Genomic DNA, 21,026 nt, shown 5'->3' with positions numbered 1-21,026 from the left:
AAAGGGTATATCCGCCCTGAGTTAACACAGCACTTTGCATCAAAGGGTATTGATTTGCAAACACCGCTAAGACGCAATATGACAGATAATAGACCTAAGTCTGATGTTAATCGATTGATGCGTTATCGACGTAATATTGAGACTGTTATTGGTCAATTGTCTGACTGCTTTAATATACAGAAAGTACGTGCTAGAGATTTATGGCATTTGTCTCATCGTTTAACGCGTAAGATTCTGGCGCATAATTTCTTTTTTCTTTTAAATAAAAAACTTGGTAACCCGCCTCTTCAGTTTGAATTGCTAATAAAGTGTTGAGAGTGGGGTAACTTATGCTATGGTACAGTGAGTTAAATAATCCGTAAACTTTGCTTTTAGGAAAACCATGACTGAAATAGTTGCAAATAAGCCCCTATTTAATCCAAAGATTATTTTCTTTGATATCGATGACACTCTAAGCCGTGATGGCATCATCGCCCCTCATAACCAAGCCACTTTAGAGCAGTTAGCAAAAACTGAAATTAAATTGGCCATTGCCACCGGCCGTTCTAAATCCATAATCCCTGAGGATATCTTGGCGTTATTTGAGGCCGGTGTTTTTGATGCTATCGTCTGTACCAATGGGCAATACAGCTTTGATAAAAAAGGCATTATCAGTCATTACCCGTTAACTCTGCAGCAAGCCTCTAAGATTGATGAGCTATGTCGCCAAGATCATCTTGTTCATAAATTTGACTCAGACACCCATTTGGCCTGGGCCAATGATAATGAACAAATACGAGCCTTTATTGCCGCCAACCCAAGTTCAATTATCGATCCAAATTACTACAAAACCAACCCGGTATATCAATGCTCAGTATTTTTTAAAGACGATAATCAAAGAATGCAGGAAGTGGACTTTGCAAAGTTTGGATTGAAGCTGGTTCATTGGCACCAAATTGGCGGTGATATCTTGCCTATCGATGCTTCCAAAGAGCGAGGCGTGCGTGATGTTTGTCAACACTTTGGCATAGACATTAGTGAGGCGATGGCCATTGGCGATGGGTTTAATGATTTAGAGATGTTTGATGCAGTAGGCTACGCCATTGCTATGGGAGATGGCCAGCCAGCCTTACAACAGCGCGCGGACTTTATTACCGGTAGTATTGAGGAATATGGACTGCAGCAGGTACTAAATCCTCTTATTACAGCTACTTCACTTGAGCTTAACTATTAAAATTTAGGGTTACGCCAAACCTAATATCAAATTAGAGTTTGGCATTAAATCTAAAGTCTAACTGTTTTCAATCCGATACTCATACTCCATTCGCTTCGCAGTCTCGTTGGCGATGTCAACACTGGCTAGTTTGGAGACACAATACAAGCTGGCATTGATACCTGCACTAATGCCAGCTGATGTCACTATATTTAACTACTCATCACTGGCATCAACATAACTCACTTCACTAAGCACTTCTATATCCGTAAAGTCTAGAACCTCGACATCATCGAATATTAAAGTTCCGACTGTTCTTTGTTTAACAGCGCGCAAGTAAACACTCCTTATTTTATGTCGTAAAACTATATTTTGGATAAATAGTTTTTTTAAACCTGGTGAATAAAAAATCTGTCTATATTCATCTATTGCGCGTTTATCAAGTTCGCCATCTCATTCGCCTCAGGACTGCCTATTTCCCTAAGACCTAAAATGACACCTTCTTTATTTTCCTTTGATTTATTTTGACTTAATTTAAACTGTGCTTTAACGTCTGAAATATCAATTCTTATTCCGACAATAGCACGGCACAGACCTTGAATGTATTTTTCAGGAGCGTCTTTTAATGACCAAGGCATAGGCTGCATTGCTTCAAATTTAGTGGTCAGCAGGAATATAATATTTATCAAACTATTCGAGTCAGCAAGTAGCGTAGCTCTACCAGTAATATGCACGCTTTGATAGTTCCAAGTGGGCACTTCTTTATGGGTATTCGCTTTGCTAGGGTACCAATTGGGACTAATGTAATGACCGGAGTTTTGAAAAATAATAAGCCAAGGCAAGGTTAAAAACTTTGTTTCACTTAATGGATTTACTTTGGCGATGTGACCTAATAAATAACTATTATCTGCCTCAGATATCCACACCATTGGAATATGGCTGGCTTCCATAGCGGCCCCATCTTCTTCCATCACATGATGAGCAATAACAGTGGCTTGAGGATGCTGACTCACAAAGTCTTTGAGTAGATTAAGGTCAGTTTGTTGGAAAGACTTGGGAATAAACAATAGCAGCTACCTTTATAACAGCATCTTGATATCAATGCCTGGGTTTTAATAATAAGCCTAATAAAAAAAGCCTATAGAGAATCAAAACGCCGTTGATACTCTATAGGCTTTAGTGATTGGATTTTAATAACTGAACTTACGCATAGAAAATTTGTGATACGACGGGTAATTATTGTTGAATGGGCTTCGATCCACCTTCAGACCATTTAACAATAATTACCCGTCGCTTGAATAGGTATATTACCTTAATTTTGCGTATTTACACTTAATAGTTAATGAATAACAGGTTAATACATTAAGCAGACTACTACAACCCTGCCTTCAAACTAGCCTCAATAAATTGATCCAAGTCCCCGTCTAATACAGCACTGGTATTAAAGGTTTCAACGCCAGTACGTAAGTCTTTAATGCGAGAATCATCGAGCACATAAGAGCGAATTTGACTGCCCCAACCCACATCAGACTTATTGTCTTCCACGGCTTGTTGTTTTTCCATACGCTTTTGCATTTCAAGCTCATACAGCTTGGCGCGTAGCATCTTCATGGCAGTGGCTTTGTTGCCATGTTGACTGCGCTCATTCTGACACTGCACCACAGTACCCGTCGGCTCATGGGTAATACGTACCGCTGAATCGGTGGTGTTTACGTGCTGACCACCAGCGCCACTTGAGCGATAAGTATCAATTCGCAAATCTGCTGGGTTAATATCAATGTCGATATCATCATCAATCTCAGGCGATACAAATACCGCAGCAAATGAAGTATGGCGACCATTGTTGCTATCAAATGGAGACTTGCGCACTAAGCGGTGTACTCCGGTCTCGGTACGTAGCCAGCCAAAAGCGTAGTCACCACTCACCTTGAATGAAGCGGATTTAACCCCGGCCACACTGCCCGCTGATACCTCGATAATCTCAACCTTAAATCCATGCGACTCACACCAACGCGTATACATACGCAGTAGCATCTCAGCCCAGTCCTGAGCTTCAGTACCGCCGCTGCCGGATTGAATATCAACGAAGCAGTTATTGGCATCCATTTCGCCGTCGAACATACGCTTGAATTCTAGATCTTCGACTTTGGCTTGCGCCGTATCAAGCTCGCTTTGCACATCGGCAAGTAGGCTTTCATCATCGGCCTCTACTGCCAACTCAAGCATAGCCGCTGCGTCCTCAAGGGTAGTCTCAAGGCCCGTGATGGTATTGATAATGCCATCAAGTTGGCTTTTTTCTTTACTGATACGAGTCGCGCGCTCTGGGTCGTTCCAAAGCTCTGGACTCTCCATCTCAAGATTAACTTCTTCTAGGCGCTCTGACTTACCATCAAAGTCAAAGATACCTCCGTAAATCCTTTGAGCGCTCGCTTAAATCTTTAATTTGCTCTTGGTACTGGTTAATTTCCATAAATATTCCAAAAATTTAAAACTATAGTGTCTGAGTGAAGCTAAAGCAGCTTAAATAGACCAATCCTCAACCGCCCAGTTGTGGGCTAAAGCATGGGCATGTAGCACCTCATCTGGGGTCACTGCTACCGGCACATCGGCCCACTCTAATAAAGGCAGATCGTTTTTTGAATCAGAGTAGCCATAGGTTTTACTATAAGTTACACCCTGCTCTTTTTTGGCCTCTAACCATTTATTAAGGTGGTATATTTTACCTTCTTTAAAGTTAGGTTTGTCGGTTAATTTTCCAGTGTAGCGATCGTCTTTGACTTCAAGCGGCGTGGCTAATACGTTAGCCGCTTCAATACCAAAACGCGCGGCAATCGCTGACACCACAAAGTCATTAGTAGCCGAGATAATAACCACATCATGCCCCGCTTCAATATGATGCTGAATGGCGCTGATGGCTTTGGGGCGAATATGAGGCTCAATTTCAGTCTTGATATAGTCCTCACGAATTTCAAACAGTCGTGATAACGGCAATGTGGTCAAGAAGTCTGCCACAAATTCATTGTACTCAGTAGCATCCAAAGTACCCGCTATATATTCTTCATAAAATCTTTGATTGGCCGTTCTATATTGCGCCTCATCAACCAAGCCATTTTTGACAATGTACTCACCCCATAGATAATCACTATCTACATCAAGCAAGGTGTGATCTAAGTCAAATAAAGCCAATTCTTTACTGTCATTTACCGCATTTTTCTGCTTATTTAGCGAACTGTTCGCTGCTTGGTTCTGCATTTAGCCCCTCACCCTCTTTACCCAAAATATTAATATGAACTTGTTAACCAAAACCTATTGTTCAAAAATCTGTTCTTTTTGAAAGTCTGTTTTCAAAGCTTATTCCGGCGCCTCAATCTGTTGTAAACCCGTCTTAAACTGCTCAGCCTTCTGAGTATAATGTAACGCTGACATCTTTAGCATAGCTACCTGTTGATCACTTAAAGTTTTGACCACTTTAGCAGGCGCGCCCATCACCAATGAATTATCAGGAATTTCTTTGCCTTCAGTGACCAAGGCTTTGGCACCAATAATACAGTTTTTGCCAATTTTGGCGTTATTCAATACCACTGCACCAATGCCAATTAAACTATTTTCGCCCACGCTACAACCATGTAACATCGCCAAGTGGCCAATGGTTACATAATCGCCAATGTTGACTTCTATCCCTGCATCAGTATGGATGACCGCGTTTTCTTGTACATTGGTATAGTTACCAATATTAATACGCTCATTGTCGCCGCGAATAACAGCACCAAACCAAACATTGGCCTGATGACCCAAATAAACATCACCGATAACACGGGCACTGTCAGCAACCCACCCTTGAAAAGGAGTGGCAAATTGTGGGGTTTTTTCTAAGTATTTAAAAATCATGGGAACATCCTTTTATAAAATAACTGGTCTTTCTATGTTTGTTCAATAACAGCTGATTGCTCAATAACAACTTAAGTCATAGCTTGGTCATAAGGTCTTTATATTATTATTAATAACTTTTGATGCCCGCTATCGATATTAATAATTATGGGCACAAAAACTATTAGCATAAAAGCTATTGGTATTAAAAGTCATTAGATTAGCATTAATTTACCGAAAATTTAATAAAATGACTGTATCCTACGCTATTGGCTATATTTTGTGCTCACAAAGAGCCATTATCTAAGCATTTATGCATAAGTCAATTTATTGTATTTTTTTGCCGTGTTATTATCACATCTTAAAATTGTTTTAATCTCAATAATAGCCCTTTTACTGGATAATCTATGCGTCACTTTTTATTCGATTTTATATTTACCATTGCTTGTTTAGTCGCCGCTGCTTGGTGGGGATTCTCGCATGGAGGTGTCAGTGGTTTAATGACCGCCCTTGCAGTTACCGCTATCTTAGCCATCATGGAAATCTCCTTATCCTTTGATAACGCAGTGGTTAACGCCTCTATCCTTAAAGGATGGAATGACTTTTGGAAAAAAATATTCTTAACTGTGGGTATTCTAGTCGCAGTATTTGGCATGCGCTTGATATTCCCAATCGTCATTGTCGCAGTCACAGCCAAATTAGGGTTTATGGAAGTCATTCAATTGGCCATTAATGAGCCTGCACAGTATGCGGCTCATCTAAATGCTCACCATGCTGAAATCTCAGCTTTTGGGGGTATGTTCTTATTATTGGTATTCCTAACCTTTATCTTTGGAGATAAAGAGGTGCATTGGTTTGATTGGTTTGAGCGCAAGCTAACTCGCTTTAGTAAAGTCGATGCCATGAGCACTTTTGTGGCCATAGTGGTACTGATGATTTCATTAAGCTGGGTCGAAGAAGCCAAAGAGCCTGCCATCTTGATTGCAGGTATTTGGGGTATCTTAGTTTACCTTGGGGTTAACGTTCTATCTAGTCTACTTGAAGGCGGTACGGATGCTGATGAAGATGAAGTGATTACCGATGCAAAGGGCAATGTCATTACCAATACCGCTGGTGTTTCTACTACTATCTTAAAGGGCGGTATCGCCGGCTTTATCTACCTAGAAGTATTAGATGCCTCTTTCAGCTTCGACGGCGTAATCGGTGCTTTTGCCATTACCAATGACGTGATTATTATCATGTTAGGCCTGGCCATCGGTGCTATGTTTGTGCGTTCAATGACCATTTACCTAGTGGACAAAGGCACTTTAAGTGAGTTTGTTTATCTAGAGCATGGCGCGCACTATGCTATTGGCGCATTGGCAATTATTATGCTGTTGTCTATGAAATTCCATGTGCCTGAATTAGTCACTGGTCTAATCGGTGTGGCCTTTATTGGATTGTCTTTATATAACTCTATCCAATATAGAAAACGTCAAGAAAACACTCAATAAGAAAACTTTTATTTAAACTTAAAACCCCACAACCTAGCCCTTATTAGGAAGCTGATAGATGCTAAATAAGCAAAACTCTGTTATCACTGCTTTATTATTATCAGGTTCGGCATTGGCAGTTACCCCTGCTTATGCTAAATCTGATATAGAAACTGCAGGCGATATTATTGCAGTAACCATTCCTGCGATTGCCTATGGTTCTACCTTTTATATGGATGATCCTGAAGGACGTCAGCAGTTTTACAAATCCTTTGCAACCAATGCGGTGGCAACCTATGGTTTAAAAAAAGCGGTTGATAAAGAGCGCCCTGATCACAGTGATAATGACTCTTTTCCCTCAGGACACACCTCAATCGCTTTTCAGGGCGCCAGCTTTATCCATAAGCGCTATGGCCTAGAATATAGTATCCCTGCCTATGTCGGAGCGACGTTCGTCGGTTATAGTCGTATTGATGCTGATAAGCATGACACCACAGATGTCTTAGCAGGGGCTGCACTAGGCGTGGCAAGCAGTATGTTTTTAACAAAGAGTTATCACAACGATGACTTAATCATCAGTGCCAACTTAGCTCCTGAGTCTTATCAGGTTGCGCTGCACTATAAATTTTGAGACAAACCGCTTTAAGTTTTAACTCAAACCGCATTAAGTTTTAACACAAACCGCATCAAGTTTTAGGGCAAATAATGTCCATTTGAAGAGAGGTAATAAAAATATAAGAAAATCAAGCAAGATATTTACTTATTATTTTTAGTATTGCCTAGCCATTTAGAGTAAGGTTTTGTATAATACGCGAAATCTGTACCTAAGCGAGTAGACATGACCCAGTTAGCAACACTCACTAATGACCATTACTTTAGTGATATTGTTGTTTTCTGTTATTGTCTTACTCGCTTTTTTGTGGCTAAAATTTGACAACAGTCATTTTTATAGCACTCAATCGGTCGCAACTTTAACCAATGTCAGGTCATGATAAATACGAATTTAAAGGGTAGGAATATGGGTATACACCAAGACACAACACATAATAGCGTAAATGAAGTCGAGGCGATCTTAGCGTTAGCAGATGGCACCATCTTCCATGGCATCTCGATAGGTGCGGCAGGTAGTCGCGTCGGTGAAGTGGTGTTTAATACATCAATGACAGGTTATCAGGAAGTCCTAACTGATCCCAGTTATGCCAAACAGATCGTTACCCTAACCTACCCTCATATTGGTAATACAGGAACCAACACTGAGGATGGCGAGTCTGGTGATATCAATCGCAAACATCAAGTTTGGGCTGAAGGCTTAATTATCCGTGACATCACTATGACCACTTCCAACTTCCGCAGCTCTGAAAGCTTAGTAGATTATCTTAAGCGTCACGAGACAGTGGCTATTGCGGAGATTGACACTCGTAAATTAACTCGTATTCTTCGTGAAAAAGGGTCACAAAATGGCTGTATTTTCACCGCCTCAAATGGTGAAACGATTACCGATGCTGACATTGAACAAGCCATTAAGCTTGCTAATGAATTCTCCGGCCTTGAAGGCTTAGATTTGGCCAAAGAATGCTCAAGCAAAGAGGGCTTTGTCTGGACTGAAGGCACTTGGGAGCTTGCAGACCGCGGCGTACATGGCGTCACTGAAAGTGAAACAGGTGGCTATTTCAAAAAACTAGGTGAGCATATCGAGCCTAAGTTTGAAGTGGTGGCTTACGACTTTGGGGCAAAAACCAACATTTTACGTATGCTAGTAGATAGAGGCTGTAAAGTGACTGTGGTTCCTGCCCAGACTCCTATTGCTGATGTGCTGGCTATGAATCCAGATGGCATTTTCTTATCTAATGGTCCTGGCGATCCTGCAGCCTGTGACTACGCCATCGAAAACGTGCGTCACCTTATTGAAGAAACTGACATCCCAACTTTTGGTATTTGTCTAGGTCACCAAATCATTGGCTTAGCCAGCGGTGCTAAAACCATGAAAATGAAAACAGGCCATCATGGTGCCAACCATCCGGTACAAGACTTAGAGACAAAAGTGGTGATGATTACCAGTCAAAACCACGGTTTCGCTCTAGATGAAGACAGCTTGCCTGCTCACATCAAATCCACGCACCGCTCTTTATTTGACGGTACCAACCAAGGTATTGAGCTGACCAATAAACCAGTATTTAGCTTCCAAGGCCACCCAGAAGCCAGCCCTGGTCCTAATGAATCATCGGCCTTATTTGACAAATTTGCAGCGATGATGCAACAAGCCAAACAAGCTTAAACTGCCGTTTTAATCGGATTGCTAAAGAACTTACGCAGAACTAATTATATAAAAGAGAGACTTATGCCAAAACGTACCGACATCAAAAGCATTCTAATCATTGGCGCAGGCCCAATCGTCATTGGCCAGGCTTGTGAGTTTGATTACTCTGGCGCTCAAGCATGTAAAGCTCTACGCGAAGAGGGCTATCGAGTTATCCTAGTTAACTCAAACCCAGCCACCATCATGACTGACCCAGTGATGGCGGATGCCACTTACATCGAGCCGATCACTTGGCAAACGGTTGAGCAAATTATCGATAAAGAGCGCCCTGATGCTATCCTACCTACCATGGGTGGGCAAACTGCTCTTAACTGTGCGCTAGATCTAGATAAGCACGGGGTGCTAAAAAAATATAATGTTGAGTTAATTGGCGCCACCAAAGAAGCTATCGAAATGGCTGAGGATCGCGACCTATTTGACCAAGCCATGAAGCGTATTGGTCTTGAATGTCCTCGTGCTGAAATTGCTGAAACCATGGAACAAGCGTTTGAAATTCAAGCCAAGCTTGGGTTCCCTTGTATCATTCGTCCTTCATTCACTATGGGCGGCTCAGGCGGTGGTATTGCTTATAACCGCGATGAATTTATCGAAATCTGTGAGCGCGGCTTCGACCTATCCCCTACCCATCAGTTATTAATTGACGAGTCATTAATCGGCTGGAAAGAGTATGAGATGGAAGTGGTTCGTGACAAAAACGACAACTGCATCATCATCTGCTCGATTGAAAACTTTGATCCTATGGGTGTGCACACCGGTGACTCAATCACAGTGGCACCAGCTCAGACCCTGACTGACAAAGAATACCAAATCATGCGTAATGCCTCATTGGCTGTATTGCGTGAGATTGGCGTTGAAACTGGAGGCTCAAACGTACAATTTGGGGTTAACCCAAAAACAGGCCGTATGGTCGTGATTGAGATGAACCCTCGTGTGTCTCGTTCATCTGCTTTAGCCTCTAAAGCAACTGGTTTCCCTATCGCCAAAATCGCTGCTAAGTTAGCAGTAGGTTACACCCTAGATGAGCTGCAAAACGATATTACTGGTGGTCAAACTCCAGCCAGCTTCGAGCCATCAATCGATTATGTCGTCACTAAGATTCCTCGCTTTAACTTTGAGAAGTTCCCGCAAGCGGACAACATTCTTTCAACTCAAATGAAGTCTGTGGGTGAAGTCATGGCTATCGGCCGTAACTTCCAAGAGTCTATGCACAAGGCACTACGTGGCTTAGAAACAGGCGCTGACGGTTTTGATGAGCAAATTGACTTTGCGGCCTTAAAAGCTGGGAAAATCAGCGAAGATAAAGTTAAATCTGAAATCAAACAACGCTTAACCGTACCGACTCCTGAACGCATTTTCTATATTGCAGACGCTTTTCGCCTAGGCTTTAGTGTGGAAGAAGTGTTTGGCTATACCAACATTGATCCTTGGTTCTTAGTTCAGATTGAAGATATCGTCAAAACTGAAGCAGAAGTTAAACAGCTAGGCTTTGGCGGCTTAACCGCTAAGAACTTACGTAAGCTCAAACGTAAAGGCCTATCAGACTTACGCTTGGCCACACTGCTTGGTGTGTCACAAAAGCAGCTGCGTAAAAAGCGTTGGGACTTAGAGGTATTCCCTGTTTATAAGCGTGTGGATACTTGTGCCGCTGAGTTTGCTACCTCAACAGCTTACATGTACTCAACTTATGATGATGAGTGTGAGGCCAACCCAACCAATAACAAGAAAATCATGGTTATCGGCGGTGGCCCAAACCGTATCGGCCAAGGTATTGAGTTCGATTACTGCTGTGTGCACGCCGCATTGGCGATGCGTGAAGACGGTTATGAGACCATTATGGTTAACTGTAACCCAGAGACTGTATCAACTGATTATGACACCTCTGACCGTTTATACTTCGAATCAATCACCCTTGAAGATGTGTTAGAAATCGTTCGTATTGAGAAGCCTGAAGGCGTTATTGTTCAGTTCGGTGGTCAGACACCGCTGAAGCTTGCTCGTGCGCTAGAAGCCGCTGGGGTTAATATCATTGGTACTTCACCTGACGCTATTGACCGCGCTGAAGACCGTGAGCGCTTCCAGCATATGATTCATCAACTAAACCTAATCCAGCCACCTAACGCTTTAGCGACTAGCATGGAGGACGGCTTAGTGAAAGCCAAAGATGTGGGCTATCCTTTAGTTGTCCGCCCATCATACGTATTGGGTGGTCGTGCAATGGAAATCGTCTATAACGAAGAAGAGTTGAAGCACTATCTACGTACTGCGGTACAAGCTTCGAATGAAGCTCCTGTGCTATTAGACCGCTTCTTAGATGACGCCATTGAAGTTGATGTGGACTGTGTCAGTGACGGCTCTGAAGTAGTTATAGGCGGTATCATGCAGCATATCGAACAAGCCGGTGTTCACTCAGGTGACTCAGCGTGTTCACTACCGCCTTACTCTTTATCAGATGAGATCTGTGATGAGATGCGTGCACAGACCATAGCTATGGCCAAAGAGCTAGGTGTAGTGGGCTTAATGAACGTGCAGTTTGCCGTCAAAGACGGTACGGTTTATATTCTGGAAGTAAACCCACGTGCTGCCCGTACAGTACCTTTTGTGTCTAAGTGTATTGGTACCTCATTGGCACAAGTAGCGGCTCGCTGTATGGCAGGTCAGACGCTACAAGAGCAAAACTTCACTAAAGAGATTAAGCCTTCATTCTTCGCAGTTAAAGAATCCGTCTTCCCATTTGCTAAGTTCCCGGGAGTTGACCCTATTCTAAGTCCAGAAATGAAATCTACTGGTGAAGTTATGGGTGTGGGCAAGACTTTTGGTGAAGCTTTCTATAAGAGTATTATCGGTACTAACGAGCGTCTACCAGGTCTACCTGAAGAAGGTGAGAATAAGACGGTCTTTATTTCAGTACGCGATAGCGATAAACCAGGTATCGCTGCCGTTGCTAAGCAGTTAATCGACTATGGTTTCAACCTTGTGGCTACTGCAGGTACCGAGCAATATCTGACTGAGCAAGGCATTGAATGTAAGCGCATCAATAAAGTCACTGAAGGCCGTCCTCATGTGGTCGATGCCTTGAAAAATGGCGAAATTGACCTTATTATCAATACTACTGAAGGCAAGCAAGCCCAAGAGGATTCATTCTCAATCCGTCGTAACGCCCTACAAAGCAAAGTGTTCTATGTCACCACTTTAGGTGCGGCAGAAGCGGTATGTAAGTCTTACGCTATTGAGTTGCCTTTTGAGGTTTATAAGCTTCAAACTTTACATGAGCAAGCTCAAGTAGCTGCCAATAACGGCTAAATAAAAGCTGAGTAACAAAAATTAGCGGTACAATCTTAACTAAAAGCTTATAATAGGCTATTATTTTAAGTAAGTTTAGCTTGTACTCGCTAATTTACTCCCCCTTATTTTTTTATTAATTGCTAATCGAAAGCTTCGGTTAGCAATTTTTGTTATAAGCCAGTGACTTTTTTTGAGTCAGTAATGATAAAGACTTTGTAGCGAGGTCCCTACCCCTACAAAATAAAACTTATCCTAAATTTTGCACTACAGCACCCTTAACTAAGGGCGCTGGGGTGTTTTTTTATTTAATCGTTCATCTATATATGTATATGAGGAAGATGATATGCAACGTTACCCTATGACCCCGCAAGGACATGCTGCGTTAGAGGCAGAGCTTAAGCAGCTTAAGACCGTAGATCGTCCCCGTATCACTGCTGCCATCGCTGAAGCTCGTGAACATGGTGACCTAAAAGAAAATGCTGAGTATCATGCTGCTCGCGAACAGCAAGGTTTTTGTGAAGCCCGCATTCGGGATATCGAAGCCAAGCTGTCAGGCGCCCAAGTAATTGATCCTGCGACATTACCTCGTGAAGGCCGTGTGGTTTTCGGAGTGACCGTTGTGATTGAGAATCTAGATACTGAGGAAGAAAAGCGCTATCAAATTGTTGGTGATGATGAGGCTGACTTCAAAAATAACAAAATCTCGGTCAATTCTCCCATTGCTCGTGGTTTAATTGGTAAATCAGAAGGCGATGAAGCCCGTATCGAAACCCCAAGTGGTCTGGTCGAATTTGAAATCATCGAAGTAATTTATGAATAATTATTAATACTTAATAATTATTTATATTTAATATCCAATCCGCTAGAGTTCAGTGTTTATAAGCTCTGTAAGCAATTTTTAGTAAATATTTGCTTAGCATTGAACTCTAGCGTCACTTGCAAAGTCACATTGGTTAATGTTAATTTACAAAACGACTACATTTACAAATCAAATTGTGACACTCCATGTGTATCTTTAGCAACTACGGTTTTACAGGCCGTGTTAATAGTTTATACAAAGATTTGTTACTCTCATTACTTTGTTAATTAAGTTTTTAATTACGTATTATTTAAATAGTAAATGCATAATCTTTTGAGTGTTGATTAGTTATAACCTTACCCATTAGATTTATGCTTACGAGGCAATTATGAAGAAATTCTCATCAGCTTTATGTGCATTAGCCTGCATAGTAGGAGCTAGTAACTTAGCTCAAGCTACTGAATCAAAGCAAGCTCTTAGCGTCAAAAGCCCAAGCGATATCGACAGTGTCCTCAACGAGTTAGCACGTAAACAAAATCAACCAACCTCATTACTCCAAACTTCTTTTGAGCCATCAACACTTGCTACAAACAGCTCATTAATTAGTAACCGAGGTTCTAGCAAAGCCGATCTAGGTGATGAGGATGTGTTATCTCATTTAACTTTAGTGGCTTCAAATGCTGTAAACAAATTTAAACAAAGTGGTCGTGCCTCTTGGTACGGTGGTAAATTCCACGGCAGAAAAACTGCTAGTGGTGAACGCTTTGACATGAACTCATTAACCGCAGCTCATCCCTCTCTTCCATTTAACACCTATCTAAAGGTGACCAACAAAGGTAATGGTAAAAGCGTGGTAGTAAAAGTGAATGACCGTGGTCCTTTCCATGGCAACCGTGTATTAGATTTATCTTATGGTGCAGCCAAACAAATTGGTCTGGTTAGCCGTGGTATTGCTAACGTCACTATTGAAAGAGTAGGCTCACCTTAATTGGTGATAGAGCAACAACCGTTGCCCTACTGCTTTATGTAAACCCTGCCTACTCATTGTTTGAGTAGGGAATAAAAAAGATCTGCACTAAACTGCAGGTCTTTTTTTGTTTTTATAGTTTTAATTCATAACTTTTGTTCCCTTAACTTGTGATTGGTATGCAAGTTGGTTATGATGTTTTATCGAAGATAATTAACGTTACTCACAGGGGCGCCCTATGGCTGAGATGCACCCTTTGAACCTGATCCAGATTATACTGGCGTAGGGAGTGTATAGCAGTTGCAGTAGTCTGAACCATTTATTTTGAGCCTATACTGTTTTGCTGTGTGTTTCTAACGCCCTCTTTATCCATATGGAGGGAATATGCAATCCAAACTTATTCACCACTGTTTTATCACCTTCAAAGACACCTCTCCTTTAGTGCATAACATCACCAACGATGTGGCCAACAATACCGCTGCGAACGTATTACTTGCTGCCGGTGCCTCTCCTGCAATGGTGCATGATATTAATGAAGCACCCGAGTTTGTTAAATTGGCCCAAGCTCTTGCTATAAATATTGGCACTTTGACCTACACCAGCCTACAAAGCATGCTAGCCACAGTAGAGGTAGCTCATAGTGAGGGCATCCCCTGGATACTCGATCCTGTCGCTGTGGGCGCAACGTCTTTTCGGCAGCAAGCCTGCACTGAACTTTTGAAATTTAAACCTGATGTTATTCGAGGCAATGCGTCCGAAATATTAGCATTGGCAGGGATGAGCAGTCGCACTAAAGGGACAGATAGTGGCGACAGCGTGGATAAAGCCAAGGAAGCCGCGCAGCACCTCACCCAATATGCAAAAGTAGTAGTGGTTACTGGAGCTATAGACTGGGCCACTAATGGTAGTCAAAGCTACTCAGTTGACCATGGTCACCCCATGATGACCCAAGTGACCGCTATAGGTTGCGCCTTAACCGCTTTGATAGCTGGCTTTATCGGGGTCAATAACTCACAGGCAACAGAATCTGACCACAGCTCATTTCTAAATGCTGCTACCACCGCCTTAAGCTACTACGGTCAAGCGGGAGAATTGGCGGCACAGCAGGCCCAAGGCCCTGGCAGCTTTTATGTCAAATTTTTGGATGCTTTATATAACCTTGAAGCTCAAACTTTAATCAATAATTTACGAGTAACCTCATCATGACTAGTGCCGCTAATGCATCCATTACCCTTAGCTCTCAACATCAAGCCTCCTCAGCATCCTCTAATGACTTGATGGATAAAAGTGGCTCGGCTCTAAAGTTATATTTGGTGACAGATAGTGTGATGTGTCAACAGCTGGGGCTGATTGAAACGGTCTGTGCAGCCATTGAAGGCGGCGTAAGCTTCGTCCAACTTCGAGACAAACAAGCAGATGATGAGCAGCTTTATCAGATAGCGTGTGAACTAAAAGAAGCCATTGCGGGCCGAACTCCTTTAGTAATCAACGACAGAGTCCATATTGCCAAAAAAGCAAATCTTGACGGCGCTCACATAGGTCAAGGCGACCTTAGTGTTACTGAAGCCCGACAAATACTAGGCCCTGATGCTTGGTTGGGTTTATCAATAAACACCCTATCTCAGTTGCAACATGCTCATAACCATCACCTAGATCAGCTTGATTACTTTGGTCTAGGCCCAGTATTTGCTACTAACACTAAACCCAATCATGCCCGCCCTCTAGGTATTTCAGGGCTGGATGACTTGGCACAAGCCAGCTTATTACCTAGCGTTGCTATCGGTGGTATTAACCTAGACAATGCCCGCAGTGTATATCAAACTCACTGTGATGGCATTGCGGTGGTGTCGGCTATTTGCGGCGCCAATGACCCTAAAATTGCCGCACAAAACTTATTACAACAACACTTTTTAGCTCAATAGCTTATACAATCATAATGATGGAGAGTGAACATGATTACCAATACACTGACAATCGCGGGTACAGACTGTACGGGCGGCGCTGGGATTCAGGCAGATATCAAAGCCATTAGCGCTAACGGTAGCTATGCCATGAGTGTTATTACCGCTGTTGTGGCCCAGAATACACAAGGGGTACAAAAAATCCAAATGATGCCGCTTGAGATGATTCGAGCCCAAATTGACTCAGTCTTCTCAGATGTGCAAGTAGATGCGGTCAAAATTGGCATGCTAGGTAATGCAGAGGTAACTGAGTGCGTTGCTGAAGCTTTAGCTAAGTACCAACCTAATAAGGTCGTATTAGACCCGGTTATGGTGGCCAAGAGTGGCGATAGGTTATTAGATGCTGACTCTGTAGCGGCTTTAAGAGATGTTTTGCTGCCTCAAGTAGGGCTTATTACCCCCAATCTCCCTGAAGCTGCTGACTTATTAGGGGTTGCCGAAGCCACCAATCGTGAACAAATGATCGAACAAGCTCAGCGTCTGCAAGTGCCCACCTTTTTAAAAGGAGGTCATCTATCTAATAGTGAACAATCTCCAGATTTATTGTGTGCCGAGGGTGAGTTAAGTTGGTTTGAAGGAGAGCGTATCGACACTAAGAATAGCCACGGCACAGGCTGTACCTTATCCGCAGCTATTGCCACCTTTTGGGGCCAAGGTGACAGCTTACAAACCGCTTGCGACAAAGCCAAGCAGTATCTGACAGGCGCTTTAAGTAAAGCCGACACCTTAAATGTAGGTCATGGTCATGGCCCAGTCCATCACTTTTATAAATACTACTAATATAAATACTATTAATATAAATACTATTAAATTTCAAATGCCCGATCTATGGCATCATCCAAGCGATCGGCAGTGATGACATTGATTCCTTTAAACTGCCCCATTAGATTTTTTGGGGCATTAGCTTTGGGCACGATAGCATGGGTAAAGCCATGCTTCATTGCCTCCTTAAGGCGCTCTTGACCATTCGGCACCGGACGAATCTCCCCTGATAGCCCCACTTCACCGAATACTGCTAGTGACGAAGGCAGTGGCTTTTCTTTAATACTCGAAGCACAGGCCAATAGTACTGCTAAGTCTGAGCCTGTCTCCATCACCTTAACCCCGCCTACCACGTTGACATAGACGTCCTGACCACTGGTATGAATACCTCCATGTCGATGCATAACAGCAAGAAGCATAGCCAAGCGCTGTGGGTCGAGACCCAATGCCATACGTCTGGGTTGACCGGCTGAATCATCCACCAGTGCCTGCACCTCTACCAATAACGGTCTGGTACCCTCACGACTGACCATTACCACAGAGCCTGAGATGGGCTTATCATAGCGACTTAAGAAAATTGCCGAAGGATTAGCCACCTCTTTAAGCCCAGTATCGGTCATACCAAATATACCCAGCTCATTGACCGCACCAAAGCGGTTTTTTACAGCCCGTATCATACGAAAACGCGAGTCTGATTGTCCCTCAAAATACAATACGGTATCTACCATATGCTCTAATACTCTAGGACCAGCCAGTGTTCCCTCTTTGGTCACATGGCCTACTAAAAATAAGGCCGTGCCTGTCTGCTTAGCATAGCGGGTTAGCATGGCCGCAGACTCACGTATTTGACTCACCCCACCAGGCGCTGAGTTAATGGCATCGGTATAAATGGTTTGAATAGAGTCAATGATGGCCACTGCAGGCTGCTCTTGAGTCAGGGCGGCACAAATGGTCTCAACATTGGTCTCGGTCATCACTTTTAAGTAATCGCTTGAAAGCCCTAAGCGCTGGGCACGCATAGCGACTTGCGATAAAGACTCCTCTCCAGTTACATATAAAGCACTGCCCGCTAAAGACTCAGGATTTGCCATATTGGCCGCAGTTTGTAATAAGATAGTCGATTTACCAATGCCAGGGTCACCGCCAATCAGCACTACTGAACCAGCAACCAATCCGCCGCCCAATACCCGGTCAAACTCACTAATACCCGTAGGCAGTCTGGTATCAAAAGTGACATTCACAGACCCTAGTGTCACCACCCCGCTTTGTGATCCTGAGTAATTCATCCTATCATTTTTTGCGACAGCGCCTAGGCTTGGACCAGCAGATACTGCCGGCTTGCTGGATTTTTTGTGATGAGGCAGGGACACATTGGGTGCTTCCACCAAAGTATTCCATTCCCCGCAATCAGAGCACTGTCCAGACCACTTACCAAAGTGTGCCCCACAGTTTTGACAAACAAAGCTGGTTTTTGATTTGGACATAATAGCGATCCCTTATAAATGACAAGATAAAAATGGCCGGCTTATTTCAGCCAGCCATTTTTTATGATTAGGTAAACAAGGAAGGTTATCTATAACTAAGCTGTTAAATTGCTAAGCGCTTATATAGCTAAGCCATTAATACTGTTAAAGCGATTACTAGCTACTAGACTTGGAAATCTTTACCCAGATACACCTCTTTGACCAAGGCATTATTTAATACCTCTTCTGAGCTACCATGCGCGATAATAGACCCTTCACTAACGATATAAGCATGCTCACAAATAGCTAGGGTCTCGCGTACGTTATGGTCGGTAATAAGAACCCCGATACCTCGGTGCTTTAACGCAATGATAACTTCTTTAATATCGCTCACAGAAATCGGGTCAACCCCGGCAAACGGCTCATCTAACAAAATAAACTTTGGATTGGCTGCTAATGCGCGGGCAATCTCACAGCGGCGACGCTCACCACCCGAGACACTCATTCCTAATGAATGGCGTACATGGCCCAGACTAAAGTCAGAGATTAACTTCTCTAACTCTTGCTTTTGTGCCGCTTTATCCAGATCTTTTCGGGTTTCTAAAATGGCCATAATATTATCTTCCACGGTCAGCTTACGGAAGATCGACGCCTCTTGGGGCAAATACCCAATGCCTGCTCTAGCCCGCTCGTGCATGGCATACTTCGATAAATCCTGGTTACCAAGCTTCACCAAGCCCTTGTCCATATTGACTAAGCCGACCACCATATAGAAGCTGGTGGTTTTACCTGCTCCGTTTGGTCCAAGTAAACCAACGACTTGTCCAGGCTCAACACTAAAAGAGACATCTTTCACCACCCAGCGTTTACCATAGCGCTTACCTAAGTTGCGCATGGTTAAAGCTGTATTAGAAGCTTCGGGAATCAAACTCTGGGTAGCAGCTGACTCAGGTAAGGCTCCTGAATTGATAGCTGTATTCTGCTCTGAGTCCAAATGGCCTGGCTGTGAATTACTCATGGTCTATCTAATTCCTGTACGACTGTTTGACTGACTCGGTGGGAAAATTAACTCAACACGCTGACTGCCCCCTGAAGTGGCCTCTACATCACCCACTTTAAGGCTATAGCGAATCACGTTACCAGCAAAGCTAGCCCCATTTTGGGTTAATTTAGCATTGCCTGTTAAAGTCACAATGCCATTTTGGGCATTGTAATCAATCTTGTTGGCTTGACCTTTGGCCAGTCCCTTCTCTTTGGTAACTACTTGCTGCATGGTGGCTGGACGACCTGTGGCAACCGCTGATTGGATACTACGACCATCTGATAAATTTACAGTGATATTATCCGCAGCCAACTTTAATGTCCCTTGCGTGATGGTGACATCTCCTGAATAAGAGGTTACCCCAGTCCGCTCACTATAGGTAGCTCTATCAGCCAATAAGCGTATAGGCTGCTGGGCATCTGAAGGCAAGGCATTGGCCTGAATAGAGGCCATTGAGGCTATTACTGCAGTAGCACATAAGGCAACTCTGGGTAAATTTAGCATAGGTGAGCCCATTTCTTTGAGGGTATTTAAGTATTGATTTGAGTTGATCAGCGCTTGCATATTAGAGCGTTTATTCACAGTTTAGTTCCTACAAATTTGGCTTAACAAATTAGCTTTTTGTTAATTAACCGATTATTTAACAGATCTGATTTAATAAGTTTTATTTAGAATAAGGGGACATCTCTACGTGCTGGGGGCATAAAGGTCACTGCAACATTGGAGAATTCATAATCGCCATTGTTTATATCTGCCACAAAGCTTGATGACTCAAAGCTATTATTGCCCTGGGTTACTTTAATAGGCTTTTCACTAAAGACTTTCTTTTGTTCCAAGTCTCCAATCAACTCAGACGCAACCAATTTCATCGGCGGTTTGGCTGCCTGTGTATTGGCATCTGACTGACTAGAAAACAACACATTATTGGTCATCACTACTTTAGACTGTTCGTGATACATCACCGCTTCATCAGCATTAATCATCACATTTTGGCTGCTACTTGGACGCCAGTTTAGTTTCATAGCCACTAATTTATCGAAGTTTTGGTCTGAATAGTGGGTTAAATTGTCAGCAGTGAGTGAATACTCCGCTACCCCTTCTTCATTGGTTTGCACTGCTAAGATATCAGTAGCTTCATATTCAATATTGGTAGTAGACATATTTAAAATGGCGTCTAGATCGCCTTGGTTCTTATAAAACCAAACCGCAAACATGGCAATCAATAGTGAAATCACGAATAGAAACCGGGTATTCATTACACCTCTTTATAACCACCAGTTATGGCCAATTAAGCTGATAATTTATTAGATGGAGATTGTCAAAACACTAATCAAGGATGTATTGACTGATATAGTCTTGGTACTTACCATGACCTTTTAGAATTAAGTCACACACCTCTCGTACCGCGCCTTCACCGCCGGCATTAGTGGTGACCATCATCACACGGCTTAATACCTCTGGATGGGCATTAGGCACAGTAGCCGAAAATCCTACTGACTGTAGGGCCTTAATATCAGGCAAATCATCACCCATGTAAGCACATTCTGCAAGTTCAATAGGCAAGTCAAGCAGCAGCTGCTTTAGAGCATCAAGCTTATCATCGCGTCCTTGAATGACATAATCAATACCCATTTCTTTGGCACGCTGATTGACCATAGCACTACATCTACCCGTAATAATAGCAGTTTTTACCCCTGCTAATTTAACAGATTTGACGCCCATGCCATCTTTTACGTTAAAGCACTTAGTCTCTACACCATTAGCATCATAGATAATATGACCATTAGATAAGATACCATCCACATCTAATACCAGTAATTTAACTTTTGATGCTTCTTGAATTAAATCCTGCATAATTGCCTTCTATTTATTAAAAAAATACTGATGAGATTACTACACTGA

Annotated in this window: 21 protein-coding genes and 1 riboswitch; of the genes, 11 read left to right on the top strand and 10 right to left on the bottom strand. The window is 42.8% G+C overall.

Annotated elements, in window-relative coordinates; genetic code table 11:
• Nucleotides 1-315, top strand: a 315-nt coding sequence (locus G561_RS0110460; RefSeq protein WP_028859514.1) for a transposase, incomplete at its 5' end; no start/stop codon positions are given.
• Nucleotides 316-382: 67 nt separating this feature from the next.
• Nucleotides 383-1,213, top strand: a complete 831-nt coding sequence (locus tag G561_RS0110455) for a Cof-type HAD-IIB family hydrolase (RefSeq protein WP_037032196.1) — start codon at nt 383-385, stop codon at nt 1,211-1,213.
• A 57-nt stretch (nt 1,214-1,270) separates the two neighbouring features.
• On the opposite strand, the gene G561_RS15660 is transcribed toward G561_RS0110455, so the two are convergent.
• From G561_RS15660 to G561_RS0110430, 5 genes are all read right to left on the bottom strand, one after another.
• Nucleotides 1,271-1,399: an AraC family transcriptional regulator gene (locus tag G561_RS15660; RefSeq protein WP_227674023.1), complete on the bottom strand. Its 129-nt coding sequence runs from the start codon at nt 1,397-1,399 to the stop codon at nt 1,271-1,273.
• A 218-nt stretch (nt 1,400-1,617) separates the two neighbouring features.
• The gene (locus G561_RS0110445; protein ID WP_028859512.1) at nt 1,618-2,259 is read right to left on the bottom strand and encodes an FMN-binding negative transcriptional regulator; all 642 of its coding nucleotides are present in this window, start codon (nt 2,257-2,259) and stop codon (nt 1,618-1,620) included.
• 307 nt (nt 2,260-2,566) lie between these two features.
• Nucleotides 2,567-3,662, bottom strand: a protein-coding gene (prfB, locus tag G561_RS0110440) for a peptide chain release factor 2 (RefSeq protein WP_115342971.1) whose coding sequence is annotated in 2 segments (ribosomal slippage) — nt 2,567-3,589 and nt 3,591-3,662 — 1,095 coding nt in all. Because the reading frame shifts where the segments join, the coding sequence is not laid out codon by codon here.
• A 50-nt stretch (nt 3,663-3,712) separates the two neighbouring features.
• The gene (locus G561_RS0110435; RefSeq protein ID WP_051584502.1) at nt 3,713-4,444 is read right to left on the bottom strand and encodes an HAD family hydrolase; all 732 of its coding nucleotides are present in this window, start codon (nt 4,442-4,444) and stop codon (nt 3,713-3,715) included.
• Between the two features lie 99 nt (nt 4,445-4,543).
• On the bottom strand, nt 4,544-5,080 hold the full coding sequence (locus G561_RS0110430) for a gamma carbonic anhydrase family protein (RefSeq protein ID WP_028859509.1): 537 nt from the start codon (nt 5,078-5,080) through the stop codon (nt 4,544-4,546).
• A gap of 386 nt (nt 5,081-5,466) precedes the next feature.
• On the opposite strand from G561_RS0110430, the gene G561_RS0110425 reads away from it, so the two are divergent.
• From G561_RS0110425 to thiD, 9 genes are all read left to right on the top strand, one after another.
• Nucleotides 5,467-6,552 (top strand): DUF475 domain-containing protein, encoded by a 1,086-nt coding sequence (locus G561_RS0110425; RefSeq protein WP_028859508.1) that lies wholly within the window; start codon nt 5,467-5,469, stop codon nt 6,550-6,552.
• Between the two features lie 58 nt (nt 6,553-6,610).
• Complete coding sequence (locus tag G561_RS0110420; RefSeq protein ID WP_028859507.1) at nt 6,611-7,162, top strand: phosphatase PAP2 family protein; 552 nt, start codon at nt 6,611-6,613, stop codon at nt 7,160-7,162.
• A 387-nt stretch (nt 7,163-7,549) separates the two neighbouring features.
• A complete protein-coding gene (gene carA / locus G561_RS0110415) occupies nt 7,550-8,806 on the top strand; it encodes a glutamine-hydrolyzing carbamoyl-phosphate synthase small subunit (RefSeq protein ID WP_051584501.1) in 1,257 nt (418 codons plus the stop codon).
• A 63-nt stretch (nt 8,807-8,869) separates the two neighbouring features.
• Nucleotides 8,870-12,148 (top strand): carbamoyl-phosphate synthase large subunit, encoded by a 3,279-nt coding sequence (gene carB, locus G561_RS0110410; RefSeq protein WP_028859505.1) that lies wholly within the window; start codon nt 8,870-8,872, stop codon nt 12,146-12,148.
• Between the two features lie 325 nt (nt 12,149-12,473).
• Entirely contained in the window at nt 12,474-12,950 is a 477-nt protein-coding gene (gene greA, locus G561_RS0110405) for a transcription elongation factor GreA (RefSeq protein WP_028859504.1), read from the top strand.
• 367 nt (nt 12,951-13,317) lie between these two features.
• Nucleotides 13,318-13,917, top strand: a complete 600-nt coding sequence (locus G561_RS0110400) for a septal ring lytic transglycosylase RlpA family protein (RefSeq protein ID WP_028859503.1) — start codon at nt 13,318-13,320, stop codon at nt 13,915-13,917.
• Between the two features lie 196 nt (nt 13,918-14,113).
• A riboswitch (TPP riboswitch) is annotated at nt 14,114-14,202 on the top strand.
• Nucleotides 14,203-14,280: 78 nt separating this feature from the next.
• A complete protein-coding gene (gene thiM / locus G561_RS0110395) occupies nt 14,281-15,102 on the top strand; it encodes a hydroxyethylthiazole kinase (protein ID WP_028859502.1) in 822 nt (273 codons plus the stop codon).
• A complete protein-coding gene (gene thiE / locus G561_RS0110390; protein ID WP_081794443.1) occupies nt 15,099-15,818 on the top strand; it encodes a thiamine phosphate synthase in 720 nt (239 codons plus the stop codon). The genes thiM and thiE overlap by 4 nt, the downstream gene beginning before the upstream one ends.
• A gap of 30 nt (nt 15,819-15,848) precedes the next feature.
• Entirely contained in the window at nt 15,849-16,637 is a 789-nt protein-coding gene (thiD, locus tag G561_RS0110385) for a bifunctional hydroxymethylpyrimidine kinase/phosphomethylpyrimidine kinase (RefSeq protein ID WP_028859500.1), read from the top strand.
• A gap of 26 nt (nt 16,638-16,663) precedes the next feature.
• Here thiD and radA read toward each other — a convergent pair whose 3' ends face one another.
• The 5 genes from radA to G561_RS0110360 all read right to left on the bottom strand — a co-directional run bounded on the left by radA (nt 16,664) and on the right by G561_RS0110360 (nt 20,978).
• Nucleotides 16,664-18,103: a DNA repair protein RadA gene (radA, locus tag G561_RS0110380; RefSeq protein WP_028859499.1), complete on the bottom strand. Its 1,440-nt coding sequence runs from the start codon at nt 18,101-18,103 to the stop codon at nt 16,664-16,666.
• 163 nt (nt 18,104-18,266) lie between these two features.
• Nucleotides 18,267-18,977 carry an LPS export ABC transporter ATP-binding protein gene (lptB, locus tag G561_RS0110375; protein WP_037032203.1) on the bottom strand — a complete coding sequence of 237 codons (711 nt, stop codon included), beginning with the start codon at nt 18,975-18,977 and terminating at the stop codon, nt 18,267-18,269.
• A 126-nt stretch (nt 18,978-19,103) separates the two neighbouring features.
• On the bottom strand, nt 19,104-19,577 hold the full coding sequence (lptA, locus tag G561_RS0110370; protein ID WP_028859497.1) for a lipopolysaccharide transport periplasmic protein LptA: 474 nt from the start codon (nt 19,575-19,577) through the stop codon (nt 19,104-19,106).
• 215 nt (nt 19,578-19,792) lie between these two features.
• The gene (gene lptC, locus G561_RS0110365) at nt 19,793-20,380 is read right to left on the bottom strand and encodes an LPS export ABC transporter periplasmic protein LptC (protein WP_028859496.1); all 588 of its coding nucleotides are present in this window, start codon (nt 20,378-20,380) and stop codon (nt 19,793-19,795) included.
• A gap of 70 nt (nt 20,381-20,450) precedes the next feature.
• Nucleotides 20,451-20,978 (bottom strand): KdsC family phosphatase, encoded by a 528-nt coding sequence (locus G561_RS0110360; protein ID WP_028859495.1) that lies wholly within the window; start codon nt 20,976-20,978, stop codon nt 20,451-20,453.
• Nucleotides 20,979-21,026: the final 48 nt, after the last annotated feature.

Source organism: Psychrobacter phenylpyruvicus DSM 7000 = NBRC 102152 (genome assembly GCF_000685805.1).
GTDB lineage: Bacteria > Pseudomonadota > Gammaproteobacteria > Pseudomonadales > Moraxellaceae > Psychrobacter > Psychrobacter phenylpyruvicus.
This window is presented reverse-complemented; position numbering and strand designations above follow the sequence as displayed.